The sequence below is a fragment of the Flavobacterium caeni genome, from assembly GCF_900101895.1.
Lineage (GTDB): Bacteria > Bacteroidota > Bacteroidia > Flavobacteriales > Flavobacteriaceae > Flavobacterium > Flavobacterium caeni.
This window is the reverse complement of the sequence record NZ_FMVF01000018.1, coordinates 31,288-47,687: the sequence shown is the minus strand read 5'-3', so window position 1 is coordinate 47,687 and position 16,400 is coordinate 31,288. Positions and strand designations below refer to the sequence as shown.

General features: G+C 38.1%; 18 protein-coding genes. 14 read left to right on the top strand and 4 right to left on the bottom strand.

The features are described from left to right. A partial coding sequence (locus tag BLP55_RS16850; RefSeq protein ID WP_139149689.1) for a transposase occupies window positions 1-347 on the top strand: 347 nt, incomplete at its 5' end. Here the strand turns inward: BLP55_RS16850 and BLP55_RS14510 are convergent. Then, window positions 344-1,240 (bottom strand): hypothetical protein, encoded by an 897-nt coding sequence (locus BLP55_RS14510; RefSeq protein WP_211516834.1) that lies wholly within the window; start codon window positions 1,238-1,240, stop codon window positions 344-346. The two genes, BLP55_RS16850 and BLP55_RS14510, sit on opposite strands and share 4 nt — an antisense overlap. A 326-nt stretch (window positions 1,241-1,566) precedes the next feature. Between BLP55_RS14510 and BLP55_RS14505 the strand changes: the two genes are divergently transcribed. From BLP55_RS14505 to BLP55_RS14465, 9 genes are all read left to right on the top strand, one after another. Beyond that, window positions 1,567-2,043, top strand: a complete 477-nt coding sequence (locus BLP55_RS14505; RefSeq protein WP_091146107.1) for a c-type cytochrome — start codon at window positions 1,567-1,569, stop codon at window positions 2,041-2,043. 56 nt (window positions 2,044-2,099) lie between these two features. Then, window positions 2,100-4,076 carry a Sec-dependent nitrous-oxide reductase gene (nosZ, locus tag BLP55_RS14500; protein WP_091146103.1) on the top strand — a complete coding sequence of 659 codons (1,977 nt, stop codon included), beginning with the start codon at window positions 2,100-2,102 and terminating at the stop codon, window positions 4,074-4,076. A 116-nt stretch (window positions 4,077-4,192) separates the two neighbouring features. After that, complete coding sequence (locus BLP55_RS14495) at window positions 4,193-4,777, top strand: hypothetical protein (protein ID WP_091146099.1); 585 nt, start codon at window positions 4,193-4,195, stop codon at window positions 4,775-4,777. 11 nt (window positions 4,778-4,788) lie between these two features. Continuing rightward, complete coding sequence (locus BLP55_RS14490) at window positions 4,789-5,217, top strand: nitrous oxide reductase accessory protein NosL (RefSeq protein ID WP_091146095.1); 429 nt, start codon at window positions 4,789-4,791, stop codon at window positions 5,215-5,217. Beyond that, window positions 5,218-6,450: a nitrous oxide reductase family maturation protein NosD gene (locus BLP55_RS14485; RefSeq protein WP_091146093.1), complete on the top strand. Its 1,233-nt coding sequence runs from the start codon at window positions 5,218-5,220 to the stop codon at window positions 6,448-6,450. It abuts the gene before it with no gap. Then, entirely contained in the window at window positions 6,447-7,202 is a 756-nt protein-coding gene (locus tag BLP55_RS14480) for an ABC transporter ATP-binding protein (protein ID WP_091146090.1), read from the top strand. The genes BLP55_RS14485 and BLP55_RS14480 overlap by 4 nt, the downstream gene beginning before the upstream one ends. 4 nt (window positions 7,203-7,206) lie before the next feature. Continuing rightward, window positions 7,207-7,974, top strand: coding sequence for an ABC transporter permease subunit (locus tag BLP55_RS14475; protein ID WP_091146086.1), 768 nt, complete (start codon window positions 7,207-7,209; stop codon window positions 7,972-7,974). Between the two features lie 3 nt (window positions 7,975-7,977). Continuing rightward, window positions 7,978-8,352, top strand: coding sequence for a group III truncated hemoglobin (locus tag BLP55_RS14470; RefSeq protein WP_091146082.1), 375 nt, complete (start codon window positions 7,978-7,980; stop codon window positions 8,350-8,352). Continuing rightward, window positions 8,349-8,792, top strand: a complete 444-nt coding sequence (locus BLP55_RS14465; RefSeq protein ID WP_091146079.1) for a copper resistance protein CopD — start codon at window positions 8,349-8,351, stop codon at window positions 8,790-8,792. Before BLP55_RS14470 ends, BLP55_RS14465 begins: the two co-directional genes overlap by 4 nt. 3 nt (window positions 8,793-8,795) lie before the next feature. Here BLP55_RS14465 and nadB read toward each other — a convergent pair whose 3' ends face one another. Then, window positions 8,796-10,313 carry an L-aspartate oxidase gene (nadB, locus tag BLP55_RS14460; protein ID WP_091146117.1) on the bottom strand — a complete coding sequence of 506 codons (1,518 nt, stop codon included), beginning with the start codon at window positions 10,311-10,313 and terminating at the stop codon, window positions 8,796-8,798. Between the two features lie 2 nt (window positions 10,314-10,315). Beyond that, window positions 10,316-11,245, bottom strand: coding sequence for a quinolinate synthase NadA (nadA, locus tag BLP55_RS14455; RefSeq protein WP_091146074.1), 930 nt, complete (start codon window positions 11,243-11,245; stop codon window positions 10,316-10,318). 160 nt (window positions 11,246-11,405) lie between these two features. On the opposite strand from nadA, the gene ric reads away from it, so the two are divergent. Genes ric through BLP55_RS14440 form a run of 4 tightly spaced genes read left to right on the top strand, consistent with a single transcriptional unit; the run spans window position 11,406 to window position 15,113 of the window. Next, on the top strand, window positions 11,406-12,158 hold the full coding sequence (gene ric / locus BLP55_RS14450; RefSeq protein WP_091146071.1) for an iron-sulfur cluster repair di-iron protein: 753 nt from the start codon (window positions 11,406-11,408) through the stop codon (window positions 12,156-12,158). 12 nt (window positions 12,159-12,170) lie between these two features. Beyond that, window positions 12,171-14,285, top strand: a complete 2,115-nt coding sequence (locus BLP55_RS14445; protein ID WP_091146068.1) for a ribonucleoside triphosphate reductase — start codon at window positions 12,171-12,173, stop codon at window positions 14,283-14,285. Beyond that, window positions 14,269-14,433 (top strand): anaerobic ribonucleoside-triphosphate reductase, encoded by a 165-nt coding sequence (nrdD, locus tag BLP55_RS17360; RefSeq protein ID WP_139149688.1) that lies wholly within the window; start codon window positions 14,269-14,271, stop codon window positions 14,431-14,433. Before BLP55_RS14445 ends, nrdD begins: the two co-directional genes overlap by 17 nt. Beyond that, window positions 14,427-15,113: an anaerobic ribonucleoside-triphosphate reductase activating protein gene (locus tag BLP55_RS14440; RefSeq protein WP_091146065.1), complete on the top strand. Its 687-nt coding sequence runs from the start codon at window positions 14,427-14,429 to the stop codon at window positions 15,111-15,113. The genes nrdD and BLP55_RS14440 overlap by 7 nt, the downstream gene beginning before the upstream one ends. Here BLP55_RS14440 and BLP55_RS14435 read toward each other — a convergent pair. Next, the gene (locus tag BLP55_RS14435) at window positions 15,078-16,400 is read right to left on the bottom strand and encodes a cbb3-type cytochrome c oxidase subunit I (protein ID WP_091146061.1); all 1,323 of its coding nucleotides are present in this window, start codon (window positions 16,398-16,400) and stop codon (window positions 15,078-15,080) included. The two genes, BLP55_RS14440 and BLP55_RS14435, sit on opposite strands and share 36 nt — an antisense overlap.

Below are 16,400 nucleotides of genomic sequence, written 5' to 3'. Positions count from 1 at the left end.
ATAAACTATCTGATTCAGAAATAATTGCGGACAAAGGATACCTTACTTTAGGCTATCAGACTTCTCTTTTTGAAAACGACAGGATACGACTTGTCACACCACTAAGGGCTAATATGAAGCGGCGTGAAACCACATGGAACCCAAATTACAGATATGTCCGAAAAAGAATCGAAACCTTGTTCTCTCAAATGTGTGATCAGTTATATCTGAAACGGAATTATGCGAAAACGTTGAACGGTTTATTTGCAAGGATGTGTACCAAAATAAGTAGCGTGGCAGTTTTACAATACATCAACTTCCTCAATGGAAAACCATTAAATCATCTGAAGCATGCCTTGGGAAATTAAACCGCACAACGGGTAATATTAGAGTTTTCAAGATTTCCATAAATACCGGTTGTGTAAATCCGTAAAGGATATTCGTTGTAGGTAAAATGACCTTCCAATAGGGTAACATAAGCACTTTCTTTCATGTCTTCTTTCGGTCTGTTGGTAGCAGAGTCACCAATGTATGCAGACATACCAACGTAAGTATGTTTGTGCTTCCCATACTTATAATCGAGTCGCAACATGGTCGCAAATGATTCGGCATTGACCATTTCAAATCTTTCTTGGTGCCCATTTTTAATCCAACCACTAGAGTTGAATCCTGACGAATCCAATCCGTTTGTGAATGTAAAATAGTAATTGAATTTTTTAGCAAAAGTTCCGTAAATACCAATTCCAGATTCATACCAACCTAATGGCGTGAGTGCGTTTTCCATTTCTTGTCGGTGTGTGGTAAAATACTCATCAGGATCATCAAGACTTTGGGCTAGGTTAAACAAGACTTTAATTCTTCCCACTTTTACATTCAAATAGGGTTTGATTAAGAAATCAACATAAATTTGTTCTAATTTTATACTTCCACCTTTTTCAATTTCTTGTTCAAATTCTCCAAATTCTTCTTGCGTATCATAATCAATTGAGGCTCCGGTACCTCCATGCTCGAACTCTATTTCCGAGCGAAAGGCAATCCAATCATTGAATTGGTATTCTGGATATAGGTTTAAACGCTCGGCATCAATCTTGTCTTTCAGCGTTGGGTCAGTGTCGTAATCATAGTTATAGTAGTTTACTACCGCATATCCGTGTAATGAGAATTTATCTAAACCATGGTTTAAATTGGTTTCGTAGATTTTTTTTTGATTTTGGATTTCTTTTAGCAGTTCGTCCTTAATCTCGGCTTTTAATTTTTTCATAGCCAAACTATCCCGACTAATCTGAGAATACATAAAATTGGTAACAAAGAGGAATAAGAGGTATCGGAATAATTTCATTAGATCATAAATTTTCAGCAAACCTAATTATTTATTTATATCCAATCCAAATAAAAATTAACTTATTTTTAATAATTCTAAATAATATTTTTTACTCTATACTCGCGTCATTGAGTTACCTAAAACATTTCGATTAGTATACAAACTTCAGTCAAATTCGTGTAAAAAAACCTGTTATATGATTACGGTCATAAAACATAACCTATTCTATGCAGACCTTTGAAGTATAATTCTAAACAAATATCACCATGCACAAACTATTATTATTGATTACCGCGATGGCTTTATTCACCTCATGCGGTAAAAAGGAAAAATCAGAAAATGATTTCTCTAAACCCGAAACAGAAGAACCAACAACTTCAACCGATCCTTCTTCTTATGACCCAAAAAGAGGGGAGGGCAAATTTGACAAGGTCGACTTAGCGGCCACGCTAGATCAAACCATGGCAACAGAGGGTGAAAAAGTGGCCGGAGTAAAATGTACTTCTTGTCACAAAACCACCGATGAAAAATTGGTTGGTCCAGGCTGGAAAGGAGTTACTGAAAGAAGAAAGCCAGAATGGATTATGAATTTCATCACAAATCCCGATCCTATGATTGACAAAGATCCCGAAGTACAGGCACAACTTGAAATTTGTTTGGTACGTATGCCAAACCAAGGATTAGCCGACACCGAAGCCAGAAGCATTCTAGAATACATGCGTAAAAACGACGGCGTAAAGTAAAAACAACAAGCGGTCTTGTTGGGTGAAAGCGACAAGACGGTTTTAATTTCAATAATATGAAAAATAAATTTGTAAAAGCAATGTTAGTGCTGGTTTTAGGAAGTGCATTATTAACTTCTTGTAAACCCAAAGATTCAAGTGATGCCGCCATCGGTGATGCCGAAAAAGCATATGTAGCACCCGGGAAATATGACGAGTTCTACAACTTCGTATCCGGAGGCTTTAGTGGTCAGTTAAGCGTATATGGACTTCCGAGCGGAAGGTTATTTAGAGTTATCCCGGTTTTTTCTGTAGACCCTGAAAAAGGTTGGGGTTACAGCGAAGAGACTAAACCCATGTTAAACACCTCGCACGGATTTGTGCCGTGGGATGATTTGCATCATACTGAAATGTCGCAAACCAATGGTGAAGTGGATGGGCGTTGGGTTTTTGGTAATGCCAACAATACACCTCGTATTGCTCGAATAGATCTTAAAACATTTAAAACCGCAGAAATTATCGAATTGCCAAACAGCGGCGGTAATCACTCTTCGCCGTTCATCACAGAAAATACAGAGTATGTCGTAGCGGGAACCCGTTTTAGCGTACCAGCAGATTATTCAGATGGTGACGTACCCATCAATACATACAAACAGAATTTTAAGGGTCATATCAGCTTTGTAAAAGTGGGTAAAGAAGGTGAAATGGATTTGGCTTTTCAAATTGTAACACCGGGAGTAAATTTTGACCTCTCGCATGCAGGTAAAGGAAAGTCACACGGTTGGTTCTTTTTCTCGTGTTACAATACAGAGCAAGCCAATACTTTGCTAGAAGTCAATGCGTCTCAAAAAGACAAAGATTTTATCATGGCAGTAAACTGGAAAAAAGCAGAAGAATACATCAAAGCTGGCAAAGGAAAGAAGCAAGCGGTAAAATATGTGCACAACAAGTGGAACGAGAAAACACATTCAGCAACTTCAGAAACCAAAACAGAAGTTCTGGTGCTTGATGCAGCCGCACTTAAAGACATTTGCTACATGATTCCTTGTCCAAAATCGCCGCATGGTTGCGATGTAGACCCTTCGGGTGAGTACATCGTAGGTTCTGGAAAATTAGCAGCCTTGATTCCAGTATTTAGTTTTGGCAAACTCATGGGTGCCATCAAAGACAAAAAATTTGACGGAGATTACGGCGGAATTAACGTAGTTAAATATGAAGCAGCACTTCACGGTGAAGTGCAAAAACCAGGCTTAGGCCCCTTGCATACCGAGTTTGACGGAAAAGGAAATGCCTATACCACTTTCTTTGTATCGTCCGAAGTCGTAAAATGGGACATCAAATCACTTAAAGTCTTAGACCGTGTTCCAACTTATTACTCAGTAGGTCACTTATGCATACCAGGAGGTGATTCTAAAAAACCTTTCGGAAAATACCTCGTGGCTTATAACAAAATTACAAAAGACAGGTATTTACCAACGGGACCCGAATTGGCGCAATCAGCCCAAATATTTGATATCAGCGGCGATAAAATGAAACTCATTTTAGACTTCCCTACCATTGGCGAACCGCACTATGCGCAAGCAGCACCTGCCGACCTAATTAGAAACAACGGTCAGCTAAAATTCTATAAAATAGGGGATAATAATCATCCATTCGCAGCGAAAGGCGAAAAAGAGTCAAAAGTAACCCGTCAAGGAAATCAGGTACATGTTTACATGACTTCTATTCGCTCTCACTTTGGCCCAGATAACATTGAAGGAATAAAAATGGGCGACGAAGTCTATTTCCACGTGACCAACCTCGAACAAGACTGGGACGTGCCTCACGGATTTGGCATAAAAGGGGCCAATACGGCAGAACTTCTAATCATGCCTGGAGAAACAGCAACCCTGAAATGGACGCCAGACAGAGTCGGAATTTTACCTTTTTATTGCACCGATTTCTGTAGCGCATTGCACCAGGAAATGCAAGGATATATCAGGGTTTCGCCCGCCGGAAGCAATGTCCCTTTAAGCTTCAGCTTAGGAACAAATCTGCCCGCTGCAACAAAATAAATTTAATAGAAAGTAAAGCATTTTGAACCATTAAGAAATTGAAATTGTCAAGTCAGGCTTGTACAAATAGATGGCTTAATGGTTCATTTTTTTATACTTTTTTCAAATAGCAAAAAATGAAAAAAACTAAAATTTCAATAGTATCTAAGGCGATACTGTTGGTTGTAGCTGCCCTTTTTGTAGGTGCCCTTTTTGTTCCGATGTGGCAGATTCAGCTAGAGGCACCCCAATACCCCGAAGGTTTAGTGCTACGTTTGCACGCCAACAAAATCGGAGGCGATGTAGACATCATCAACGGATTGAATCACTATATCGGTATGGCAACATTGCACACCGAGAACTTTTTTGAATTTGCGGTATTGCCGTATATCTTTGGCGGATTTGCGTTAATCTCAATACTCTTAATTGTCATTGCAAAAAGAAAGGCAATTTTAGGGTTTTTGATTTTCTATATCTTTTTCGTAGTATTGGCCGCCATCGATTTTTACAGGTGGAACTATGAATACGGCCATAACCTCGACCCAAACGCAGCCATAAAAGTGCCAGGAATGGCCTACCAACCGCCGTTAATAGGTTATAAGCAGTTGTTAAACTTTGGTGCCTATTCTATTCCCGATACAGGAGGATGGTTCTTGACCGCTTGTGGATTACTTTTACTTTTTATTGTGCTAAAAGAATACCAATTGTTCACTAAGAAATAAATTGTAAGATTATGAAAAAGATATTTCTCACTTTATTGGCTATTGGTTTTTTAATGTCATGTGGCTCAAAAGAACCCAAACCAATCAAGTTAAATGCAGATCCCTGCGATTTCTGTAAAATGACCATTTCAAATAGCAAGTTTGCCGCCCAACTGATTACGCAAAAAGGCCGACACTACAAGTTTGACGATATCGCTTGCATGATTCAATTTGCAAAATCAAATACCGTTGTTCCGTATGAAGCTTTTTTTGTAAATGACTATCTTAAAGACAATTCGTTTATACCTGTAGAAAAAAGCTTCCTATTGAGAGGCGGCACAATCAATTCCCCAATGCGAGGCAATTGTGCTGCTTTTGCAACAATGGGCAAACAACAAGAATATCAAAACCAACTGCATGCAGAAGCCATCACTTGGAAAGAAGTGTATAATTCCTATTAAATGAAAAATTTACTATTGACAATATGCGCCTTATTCTTCTCCATAGCAAATGCGAAAACCATTGCAGTGGGAACTCAGTTTCCGTGTAAGAAAATCAAACAAGCGCTACTATTGGCCGTTGATGGCGACACGATTTTGGTGTATAAAGGTACTTACAAAGAAGGCAATATTCTGATCAGTAAAAAAGTCGTTTTCCTGGGTAAAGACTTTCCAACACTCGATGGACAACAAAAACACGAAGTGGTTTCCATCAGTGCCGATAGTGTAATTGTCAAAGGATTTAGAATCATCAACTCAGGACATGCGTCACTTGATGATCCATGCGGAATTAAAGTTTACGATTGCACCTTTGTCAAAATCGAGAACAACATCCTCAACAATAATTTCTTCGGAATTTACCTCCAGAACTGTAGGAACTGTCTCGTAAAAAACAATAAGATAACCGCTTACGGCAAACAGGAACAACTCATCGGCAATGGTATTCACTGCTGGAAAAGCGACAACCTTCAAATTATCGCCAACAAAATTTCAGGACATCGCGATGGGATTTATTTCGAATTTGTAACGCAGTCTGTCATTTGGAGAAACGTTTCCAACAAAAACATTCGCTATGGTTTACATTTTATGTTTTCTAATGACGATGCCTACATCACCAATGTTTTCAAAAATAACGGAGCAGGCGTGGCGGTGATGTTTACCAAAAATGTCAAGATGTACAATAACTATTTTGAAGAAAATTGGGGCGATTCAGCTTACGGTTTGCTGCTTAAAGAAATTGCCGACAGCTACATTTTTAATAACAAATTTGCGCGCAATACGTCAGGAATTTACATGGAAGGCACCTCGCGTATTAAAGTAGAAAAGAACGTGTTTGAATCGAATGGCTGGGGCATGAAAATTCAAGCAAGCTGTATGGATAACGAAATTGTGAACAATAATTATATGAAAAACACTTTCGACATCAGCACCAACGGCAGTTTGGTTTTAAATACATTCAACGCCAATTATTGGGACAAATACGAAGGTTACGATTTGGATAAAAACGACCTGGGCGATGTACCATATCATCCGTTGAGTTTGTTTGCAATTTTAACCGAAAACACACCATCGGCAATGTTGCTCTACCGAAGCTTTATGATTACGCTATTAGACAAATCCGAGAAAGTTTTGCCTAGTATAACGCCCGATAATTTTATAGATAAAACGCCCCTAATGAAATCGCTGCCTTTATGATTGAGATAAAAAATATTAGCAAGAAATTCGGGAAATTAGAAGTGCTCAAAGACATCAATCTTTCTTGCAAAAAAGGAGAATGTATTGCCTTAATTGGCCCAAATGGCTGTGGAAAAACTACTTTAATCAAATCAATTCTTGGGATGGTTTTGCCCGATAAAGGCACCATCGAATTCAATGGAAAATCGGTTTTAGGAGAACATTTATACCGCGAAAACATTGGCTATATGCCACAAATTGGTCGCTATCCAGATAATATGACGATTGGTCAAATCATCGAAATGATTAAAAAAATCAGGAACAGCAACCAAGCCTTAGATGAAGATTTATTAAAAGCATTCAAACTCGAAAGCATGTTCGACAAACAAATGCGAACTTTATCGGGCGGAACCACGCAAAAGGTAAGCGCCGTATTGGCTTTTTTATTCAATCCAGATGTGTTAATCTTAGACGAACCAACCGCAGGTTTAGATCCGTTGGCGGCTGAGATTTTGAAAGAAAAAATCATCCAAGAAAAAGACAAAGGGAAACTCATTTTTATTACTTCACACTTGCTCAGTGAACTCGACGATTTGATTACCGAAATTATTTTTATGCAAGACGGGACCGTCTATTTTCATAAAAAAGTAGCCACTTTAAAAGCAGAAACCAACGAGGATAAGATCTCTAAAGCGATAGCCAGTATTTTGAAAAACAAGTCGGTCAATCAGAACCATCAGGAATCTCATAAAGTTTTAAAAGCAATCCTTTAAAATCATGAACAGAATCATCAAAATCATATGGCTGGACATTCTCAAAAGCAGGATAGTATTCGCATACACCTTGATTTTAGCAATCTTATCGTGGAGTTCTTTCGCATTAGAAGACAATTCTGCAAAGGGAATCCTGACCGTTTTGAATGTTATTTTATTTACAGTACCATTGGTTTCTATACTTTTTGCAACGATTTATTTGTATAACAGTGCCGAGTTTATAGAACTGCTCTTGAGCCAACCCATCAAACGCGGGAAAATTTGGATCAGCTTGTTTCTTGGACTTTCGCTGTCGATGATTTTGGCTTTTTTTGTTGGTGCCGGAATTCCATTATTAATCAACTCGCCCGACAGTATAGGCTTGATGATGCTCATTAATGGTTGTTTGATTACCGTTATTTTCACAGCCTTGGCATTTTCGAGCGCGATTATCACCAGAGATAAAGCCAAAGGAATCGGAATTGCCATCATGACCTGGCTGTTTTTTGCGCTACTTTTTGATGGTTTAGTTTTGTTCTTATTGTTTCAATTTCAAGATTATCCGATTGAAAACGCCATGGTGGCTATCACTGCATTGAGTCCGATTGACTTGGCTCGAATTCAAATCTTGTTGCACCTTGATGTTTCTGCGATGATGGGTTATACCGGTGCGATTTTCAAAGACTTTTTTGGCACTGCTGTGGGGTTAATTGCTTCTTTTGTGCTGTTGAGTTTGTGGGCAATCTTACCCTTTTTTATTTCGTTGAAGAAGTTCAAAACCAAAGATTTGTAGCTCATGAAAACAGATATTAGAAATAGAAAAGACATCGAAAAGTTAGTCAATGCTTTTTATGATAAAGTCAAAAATGATGAAGCGATTGGTTATTTATTCACCGATGTAGCACACGTGAATTGGGAATTGCATTTGCCTAAAATGTATGATTTTTGGGAAAACATCCTTTTCTACACCGGAAATTATGATGGAAATCCAATGGCGAGACACAAAGAATTACACGATAAAAGCACCATGACCAAAGCACATTTTCAGCATTGGATTGATTTGTTTAACAAAACGGTCAACTATCATTTTGAAGGGCCAAAAGCCGAAGAAATAAAAAACAGGGCCATGAATATTGCCACAGCCATGATGTATAAAACATTGTCTTCATGAAGCATCACATCGTTTTAATAATACATCTTTTAGCCGCTACCATTTGGGTTGGTGGACATTTGCTTTTGGCTTTTCGTTATTTACCTGCGACTATTAAACACAAAGATATTTCCATTTTAAATGATTTTCGCTCCAAATTTGGTAAAATTGGAATGCCTGCTTTATTTATTTTGGTGCTTACCGGAATCCTTTTAGCTTATGATTATAACGTGCCTGTTTCAAAATGGTTCTCGTTTTCAAGTCCGATAGAAAGGACTATATCTACAAAACTGCTCTTGCTTTTCGCTTCCTTAGCTTTGGCAATTCACTCTCAAAAATTTGTCTTTCCAAAACTAACTGCAGAGAAAATGACCCTCGCAATTATTGAAATCATCACCGTAACTTTAATTGGCATTACGATGCTGATTTTAGGCAGCTTCATTCGATTGGGCGGCATATAAAATCTATATTTTCACAAAACCACCTCGATTCTCGCGGCGTGCAATAGATTGATCCACAATTAAAATTCCGACAGCAATCATATTCTTCAATTCATAAAAATCTTTAGTGATTTGATGCTGTTTCTGCATCGCTACTACTTCATTTTTCCAACTTTGAAGTTGGCTTTTTGCAACTAATAAATCCTTTTCATGCCTAACAATACCAACATTATTTTGCATTAAATGTTGCAAAGCGTTTTTTGTATTTAAAATATATTGTGGGTCAATTTTACATTCCTCAATTGGCTTCCATGTTTTAAATTCCTTGCGATGCATACTATTTTTTGAAGTCTGCTTTATCAAGAAATTATAAATATTGTCGGCATATACCAACGCTTCCAACAACGAATTCGATGCCAATCGATTGGCGCCATGCAAGCCCGTACGCGAACTCTCGCCACAAGCAAATAAATTTTCGATAGTGGTTTCCCCATTCCTATCCACAGCAATACCACCACAAACATAATGCTGCGCCGGAAGTACAGGTATCCAATCTTTTTCGATAGCAATGCCCAAATCTTTACATCGTCTGTAAATCATGGGGAAATGTTTTATAAAATTATCTGGGTGCAAATGGGTGCAATCCAAATAAACACAGGCTTCACCCGATTTTTTTAACTCGGTTTCAATGCTTTGTGAAACGATATCACGTGAAGCCAAATCGGCTCTTTCATCGTAATCTAACATAAATCGATGACCATTTTTGGTACGCAAATAAGCCCCAAAACCTCTGATAGCTTCCGATATCAAGAAAGTTGAAGTGGCGTTTTTATCATACAAAGCCGTCGGATGGAACTGTATAAATTCCATATCTTTTATTGTCGCACCGGCTCTTTTTGCCATTGCGATACCATCGCCAGTTGCTACAGCCGGATTGGTGGTATGGCCATAAACTTGGCCTATTCCGCCAGTGGCCAAAAGTGTAATATCGGATTGTATAGTCAAAATTTCATTGGTTGTCTCGTTCAAAACATAAGCGCCAAAACATTGGTTTTTTTCTAAAATTAATTCCAATGCAAAATGAAAGTCAAGAATCTGTATATTGTTTCTACTATTCGCTTGTGCTAAAATGGCACGCTCAATTTCAAAACCCGTTTGATCTTTATGATGCACCACGCGATTAATCGAATGCCCACCTTCGCGTCCTAAATCCAAATATCCTGCTGAATTCATGTCGAATTTGGCACCCCAATCTATTAGCTCTTGCAAGCGTTTTGGTCCTTGCGTTATAACCATTTCCACTACTTCTTGATTGCACAATCCGTCACCACAAATGAGCGTGTCTTCTATGTGCTTTTTAAAATGGTCGCCAGTTTGATTTTGCACGACAGCTATGCCGCCTTGCGCATATTTGGTATTGGTTTCTTCCGCTGTAGATTTGGTTACAATGGTAATGGTCTTGTCAGGAAAAAATGCTGAGATTTTGATGGCAAAAGTCAATCCTGCAATGCCGGAACCTATAATCAAATAATCGGTATGCATCCTCATTTAGATAATTCAAGCATTCGCTCGATTGGGATTAATGCTTTTTCTCTAATGCCTTTTGAAACTGTGACTTCCGGACTTTCATTTAGCAAACAATCATACACTTTTTGTAGTGTATTCATTTTCATAAAGCCACATTCGCTGCAAGCACAGGTGTTATTTTCATGTGATGGTGCAGGAATTAGTATTTTTTCTGGAACTTCTTGTTGCATTTTGTATAAAATTCCAGCTTCGGTGGCAACGATAAACTTGGTAAACGGACTTGTTTTGACATACGCAATCATTCCTGAGGTTGAACCAATATAACTGGCAGTCTCAAGGATATGGGTTTCCGATTCGGGATGCGCTATGATCTTGGCATCAGGATGCAATCGATGAAGCGCAATCAGTTTGTCTAGCGAAAAGGCTTCATGAACCACACAGGAACCATCCCAAAGCACCATTTTTCTTCCTGTTTTTTGATTGATATAGTTGCCCAAATTTTTATCGGGAGCAAAAATAATCGGAATATTTGTCGGTACAGAATTTACAATTTTTTCAGCATTGGACGAAGTACAAACAAGATGACTCAACGCTTTAATTTCTGCGGAACAATTAATATAAGTAATTACGATATGATCGGGATGCGCTTCAATAAATTTTTTAAAAATAAGCGGCGGACAAGAATCAGCCAGTGAGCATCCGGCATTTAAATCTGGTAAAATTACTTTCTTATTAGGATTTAAAATTTTAGCGGTTTCTGCCATAAAATGCACCCCTGCAAAGAGAATGATAGCTGCATCAACTTTAGCCGCTTCTTGCGACAAACCCAAGCTGTCACCAACATAATCAGCTATTTCTTGAATCTCAGGTGCTTGATAATAGTGCGCTAAGATTACTGCATTTTTTTGCTTTTTCAAATCGAGTATGCGCTCTTTACGTTTTTCCATGGTAACTTTTTATAGGTAATTGCGTGAAATTCATAATACAAAAAAAGAAATTGAATGCAATGCAAATTAACTGCTGAAAAACAAGGTTTTGTATGACTTAAGTCATATTAGCGAATAGTAACTAATGGGTAATATTGAAGATAAATTAAATCATTAAAAAATGGAAACATTAGTAGAAAAAACAATCGGACAATACGTAGCAGACGATTTCAGGACAGCCGCTATCTTTTCAAAGTATGGAATCGATTTCTGTTGTAAAGGCAACCGTACTTTAGCCGAAGCCTGTGAAAGCAAGCAAATAAATTCAGCAACCTTGGAACAGGAAATCAATACGGTCTTGGACTATAAGAATAAGGAAGGGATTGATTTTAAATCCTGGCCATTAGACTTATTGGTTGACTATATAGAAAAAACGCACCATCGTTATGTTCAGGAAAAAACTACTGTACTTTATAGGTTTTTAGACAAACTGTGTAAGGTGCATGGCGGTCGCCATCCTGAGTTATTAGAAATCAACAACTTATTTATTGCAGGTGCAGGTGAATTGTCAAAGCACATGATGAAAGAAGAACTGGTTTTATTTCCGTTTATTAAAAGAATGGCCGAAACAAAATCTAAAAGTGAGTCTATAACAATGCCGCATTTTGGGTCTGTCGATAATCCCATCGCCATGATGAAGGATGAGCACACTACAGAAGGAGAACGATTCGCCAAGATCGCTGAATTGACCAATAATTATACGCCACCCACAGATGCCTGTGAAACCTATAAGGTAACGTTTGCCATGTTGCAGGAGTTTGAGCAAGATTTGCACAAACACATCCATTTAGAAAACAATATCCTTTTTCCAGAAGCGCAGTTATTGGAAAAGAAGTTTACCATACTGGATAGGTTATCCAGTACGTTATTATAAATCCAAAAACTTATGGGAAAGTATGTTATCAAAAGAAATGGTGATTACAAAACATTCACAAGTTATAAGATAGAGGATGCTATACTAAAAAGCTTTGAAAGCGTTTCTGTGCCGTTTGATGAATCTGTTTACATAGATGTTATTGAGGCTATTGCGATCAAAGACACCTGGGCAGTTGAAGAAATCCAGGACATCATAGAGAAAATACTGTTCGAAAAACACTATTTTACCGTAATGCGGTCTTTTATCTTGTATCGGCATACCCGAAAACTACAACGCGAACATGTTGATGGATTAAATGACGACACGACGTATGTGGACAGTTCACAAACCATAGAAGAGTATATTTCGCAAACCGATTGGCGTATCAATGCCAACGCCAACACTTCCTATTCCAATGCAGGCTTGGTCAACAATGTAGCAGGGAAAATTATTGCCAATTATTGGCTGGATAAAGTCTACTCTAAAGAAGAAGGTTACGCCCACCGAAATGGCGACATTCATATCCACGATTTAGATTGTCTAACGGGCTATTGCGCGGGATGGAGCTTGCGGGTTTTGCTCAACGACGGATTCAATGGTGTTCGGGGTCGCGTAGAAAGCAAACCGCCATCGCATTTTAGAGAAGCATTGGGTCAGATGGCTAATTTCCTTGGCATTTTACAAAGTGAATGGGCAGGTGCTCAAGCGTTCAGCTCGTTTGACACGTATTTAGCACCTTATGTTTTTAAAGACAATCTATCATTTGATGATGTGTTGAAAGCCATCCGCAGTTTCGTATACAATTTGAATGTTCCGGCACGTTGGGGACAATCACCGTTCACGAATATCACACTCGATTGGGTGGTTCCAAATGATTTAAAAGAACAAATCCCGACCAAGAACAACCACCACTTTTTTGAAGGCAATTTCAGTCACGACCTTTTAGTGAAAGCACAAAATCGTGGTGTTTCCAAACCAACCGACTTGCGGTACGAGCATTTTCAACAGGAAATGAATCTGATCAATAAAGCCTATTACACGGTCATGACAGAAGGCGATGCCAATGGCCAGCCGTTTACGTTTCCGATTCCAACCGTCAATATTACCGAAGATTTTGATTGGCATGGCGAAAATACAGACCTACTTTTCGAAAATACCGCAAAAATTGGTTCCTCCTATTTTCAAAATTTTATTGGCAGCCAATACAAGTTGGATGAAAACGGACTGAAAGTAGAAAATGAAAATGCCTACAAACCCAACGCTGTTCGCAGTATGTGCTGTCGTTTGCAACTCGATTTAAGAGAATTGCTAAAACGGGGCAACGGCCTTTTCGGTAGCGCAGAAATGACCGGAAGTATTGGAGTCGTAACCATCAATATGGCGCGTTTGGGCTATCTATTTAAAGGAAATAAAGCCGGACTTTTTGAACAATTGGATAAACTAATGGCGATTGCTATGTCGACACTGGAAAAGAAAAGGGTTTTTATTCAGGAAATGTATGATCGGGGTTTGTTTCCTTACACCAAAAGATATTTGCCTCATTTTCGCAATCATTTTTCTACCATTGGCGTCAACGGAATGAACGAAATGGTTCGCAATTTCACCAATGACAACGAAGATATCACCAGCAGTTTCGGTAATGATTTTTGTGTAGAAATTTTAGATTACATCAGAAATAGGATGAAAGAATTTCAAGAAACTACCGGGAATTTATACAACCTTGAAGCCACACCGGCAGAAGGAACAACCTATCGTTTTGCGAAAGAAGACAAAAAAAGATTCGACAAGATTATTCAAGCAGGTCAAAATGAAAATATCTACTATACCAATAGCTCGCAAATTCCTGTCGATTTCACGCAAGATCCTTTCGAAGCCTTACTGATGCAAGATGAATTGCAATGCAAATATACCGGCGGAACGGTTTTGCATTTGTATATGAATGAACGAATCAGTTCTTCAGAGGCTTGTAAAAACTTTGTCAAAACAGTATTGTCGAATTTCAAGCTGCCGTATATTACCGTAACGCCTGTTTTTAGTGTTTGTCCGGTTCACGGCTATCTCAATGGCGAACACGAATATTGTCCAAAATGTGACGCATTAATCATCGAATCTCAAAAAGAAGTATCTCATGAAAACCAAGACTAACGAAGTTTCAGAAAGCAACCAGCATTTGCGAACCAAATGCCTGGTTTACACAAGGGTAATGGGCTATCACCGCCCGGTAGAGAGTTTTAATATTGGTAAAAAAGGCGAACACAAACAGCGTGTTCATTTTAAAGAAAATCAGTGTTAGCCAAGCCGATTTATAATATTACGCCCTTTACTTTACTCGATTACCCCAATCATTCAGCTTGCATATTTTGGTATGCAGGCTGTAATATGCGCTGTTCTTACTGTTATAATCCGGAAATTGTTTTAGGAAAAGGCAAGATTACTTTTCCTGAAGCCATTTCCTTTTTAAAAACCCGACAAGGCTTGCTTGATGCTGTTGTTTTCAGCGGTGGCGAATGCTTGCTGCATAAGAACAGTATGGCGCAAATAAGTGAAATTAAAAAACTGGGATTCTTAATAAAGATCGACACCAATGGCTCTAAACCTGATGTTCTAAAACAATTAATAGCCGAAAATTTAGTCGATTATGTGGCTTTAGATTTTAAGGCGATTCCTGGTAAATTTCACCAAATCACACAATCGGATTTGTTTTTAGAATTTGAGCAATCACTCGATATTCTTTTACAAAGCGACATCCAATTTGAAGTGAGAACCACGCATCATTCGGAGTTAATTTCAGATGAAGAAATGAATCAAATGGTTGGTTATCTTGACTCAAAAAAATATACAGGAAATTATTACATTCAATCTTTCAGAAACCATGTTGCCACGCTTGCAGCTTTGCCTGCTTCTGCAAGAATAAAAGAAAAAACACTGGCATCAGCATTACATTTCAATATTGTTTTTAGAAACGGATCTTAGTTTTTTCAAAAACTCAAAAACAATCATATACAACCCAATTAAAATTCCAATGCCAAATAGGGTGAATAGGGTATAAATCAAATGCAGAGAATCTTGAAATTTACCAAATGAAAACGTGGGATTAAAAAAAGTCCAGTATCCTTTTTTGGCACCCATAAGGAGCAATGTGATCCAAAATAGTATAAACGAGCTATGGAAAATTTTGATTCCGATTTGAATGTTCTTTTGTGAGCGCATACCCAATGGATTCGTGATTTCTATAATATAAGCAATCGACGATAAAAGAATCAAAGTGTTGATGCCAATAGTGGTTCCCATCGAATGCGCCACGGTAATGTGCGTTCCGTGTGTAAACAAATTAATCGCAGGAATAGACAGCAGCAAGGCTAAAACGATATTCAAGAAAACCCAAAAATCAGCCATCATCATCAATTTATAGGCTAAAGAGAATTCGGTTTTCTTTGCTGTGGAAAGGCTTTTTTTCCAATCGTAAATGATGGAGACCAGAATAATCCATTCGGTCATGCTGATTCCGTAAGCGAAATAGCGAATCCAAGGTGCTGTCGGAACAATGTAAATGTGGTGCGCCCAGCCAAACATTAAATTGGTTAAACCCAGAAAATAAAAGAAGAATGCTTTTTTTGAAACCGCATAACTTTCATCGCCACTAATTTTCGACATTATAAAAAGAGCTGTTCCATACACCAGCATATTCCACGAGCCTACATAAGAACCACCCGATTTCCATTGCAATGCAATATTTTGAATAAAGTTTTCTCTGAAATAAGGCAACATCCACAAATGCGCTTCGGTAAAATGATAGATCATAAAAACAATTCCGGTGGCCCACATCCAATAATAAACAGGCCAGTTTTTAAAGCTCGGCAGCATCGTTTTGCAATAATGAATTCCGAATAAAATCCAACCCAAGACAATCGGGAAATAAAAATAACTCGGAAACTCTAAGTATTCTTTTCCTGCAAAATTTTTCGATAAATACGAAATAACAATACCAAATCCAGTGAAAACAAACAGCCAAAAATGCCATTTGATGAGGCTTTGATTTGCATTTTTAATATAAAAATAAATACCGCCAATGGCACTGAGTAAAATCCAGGAAATCACAAAAAAAGTATGTAACGGTCGGATTACATGGAACGGCAAAGTCTCTTTTATGAAATCAGGAATGACATATTGAAAACCGGCAAGTAATCCGCAGAGCAATCCAAACAGTAGTGAAATTAAACCCAGTGCAATAAAATAAAAAGGATAATTATTTGCTTTCAT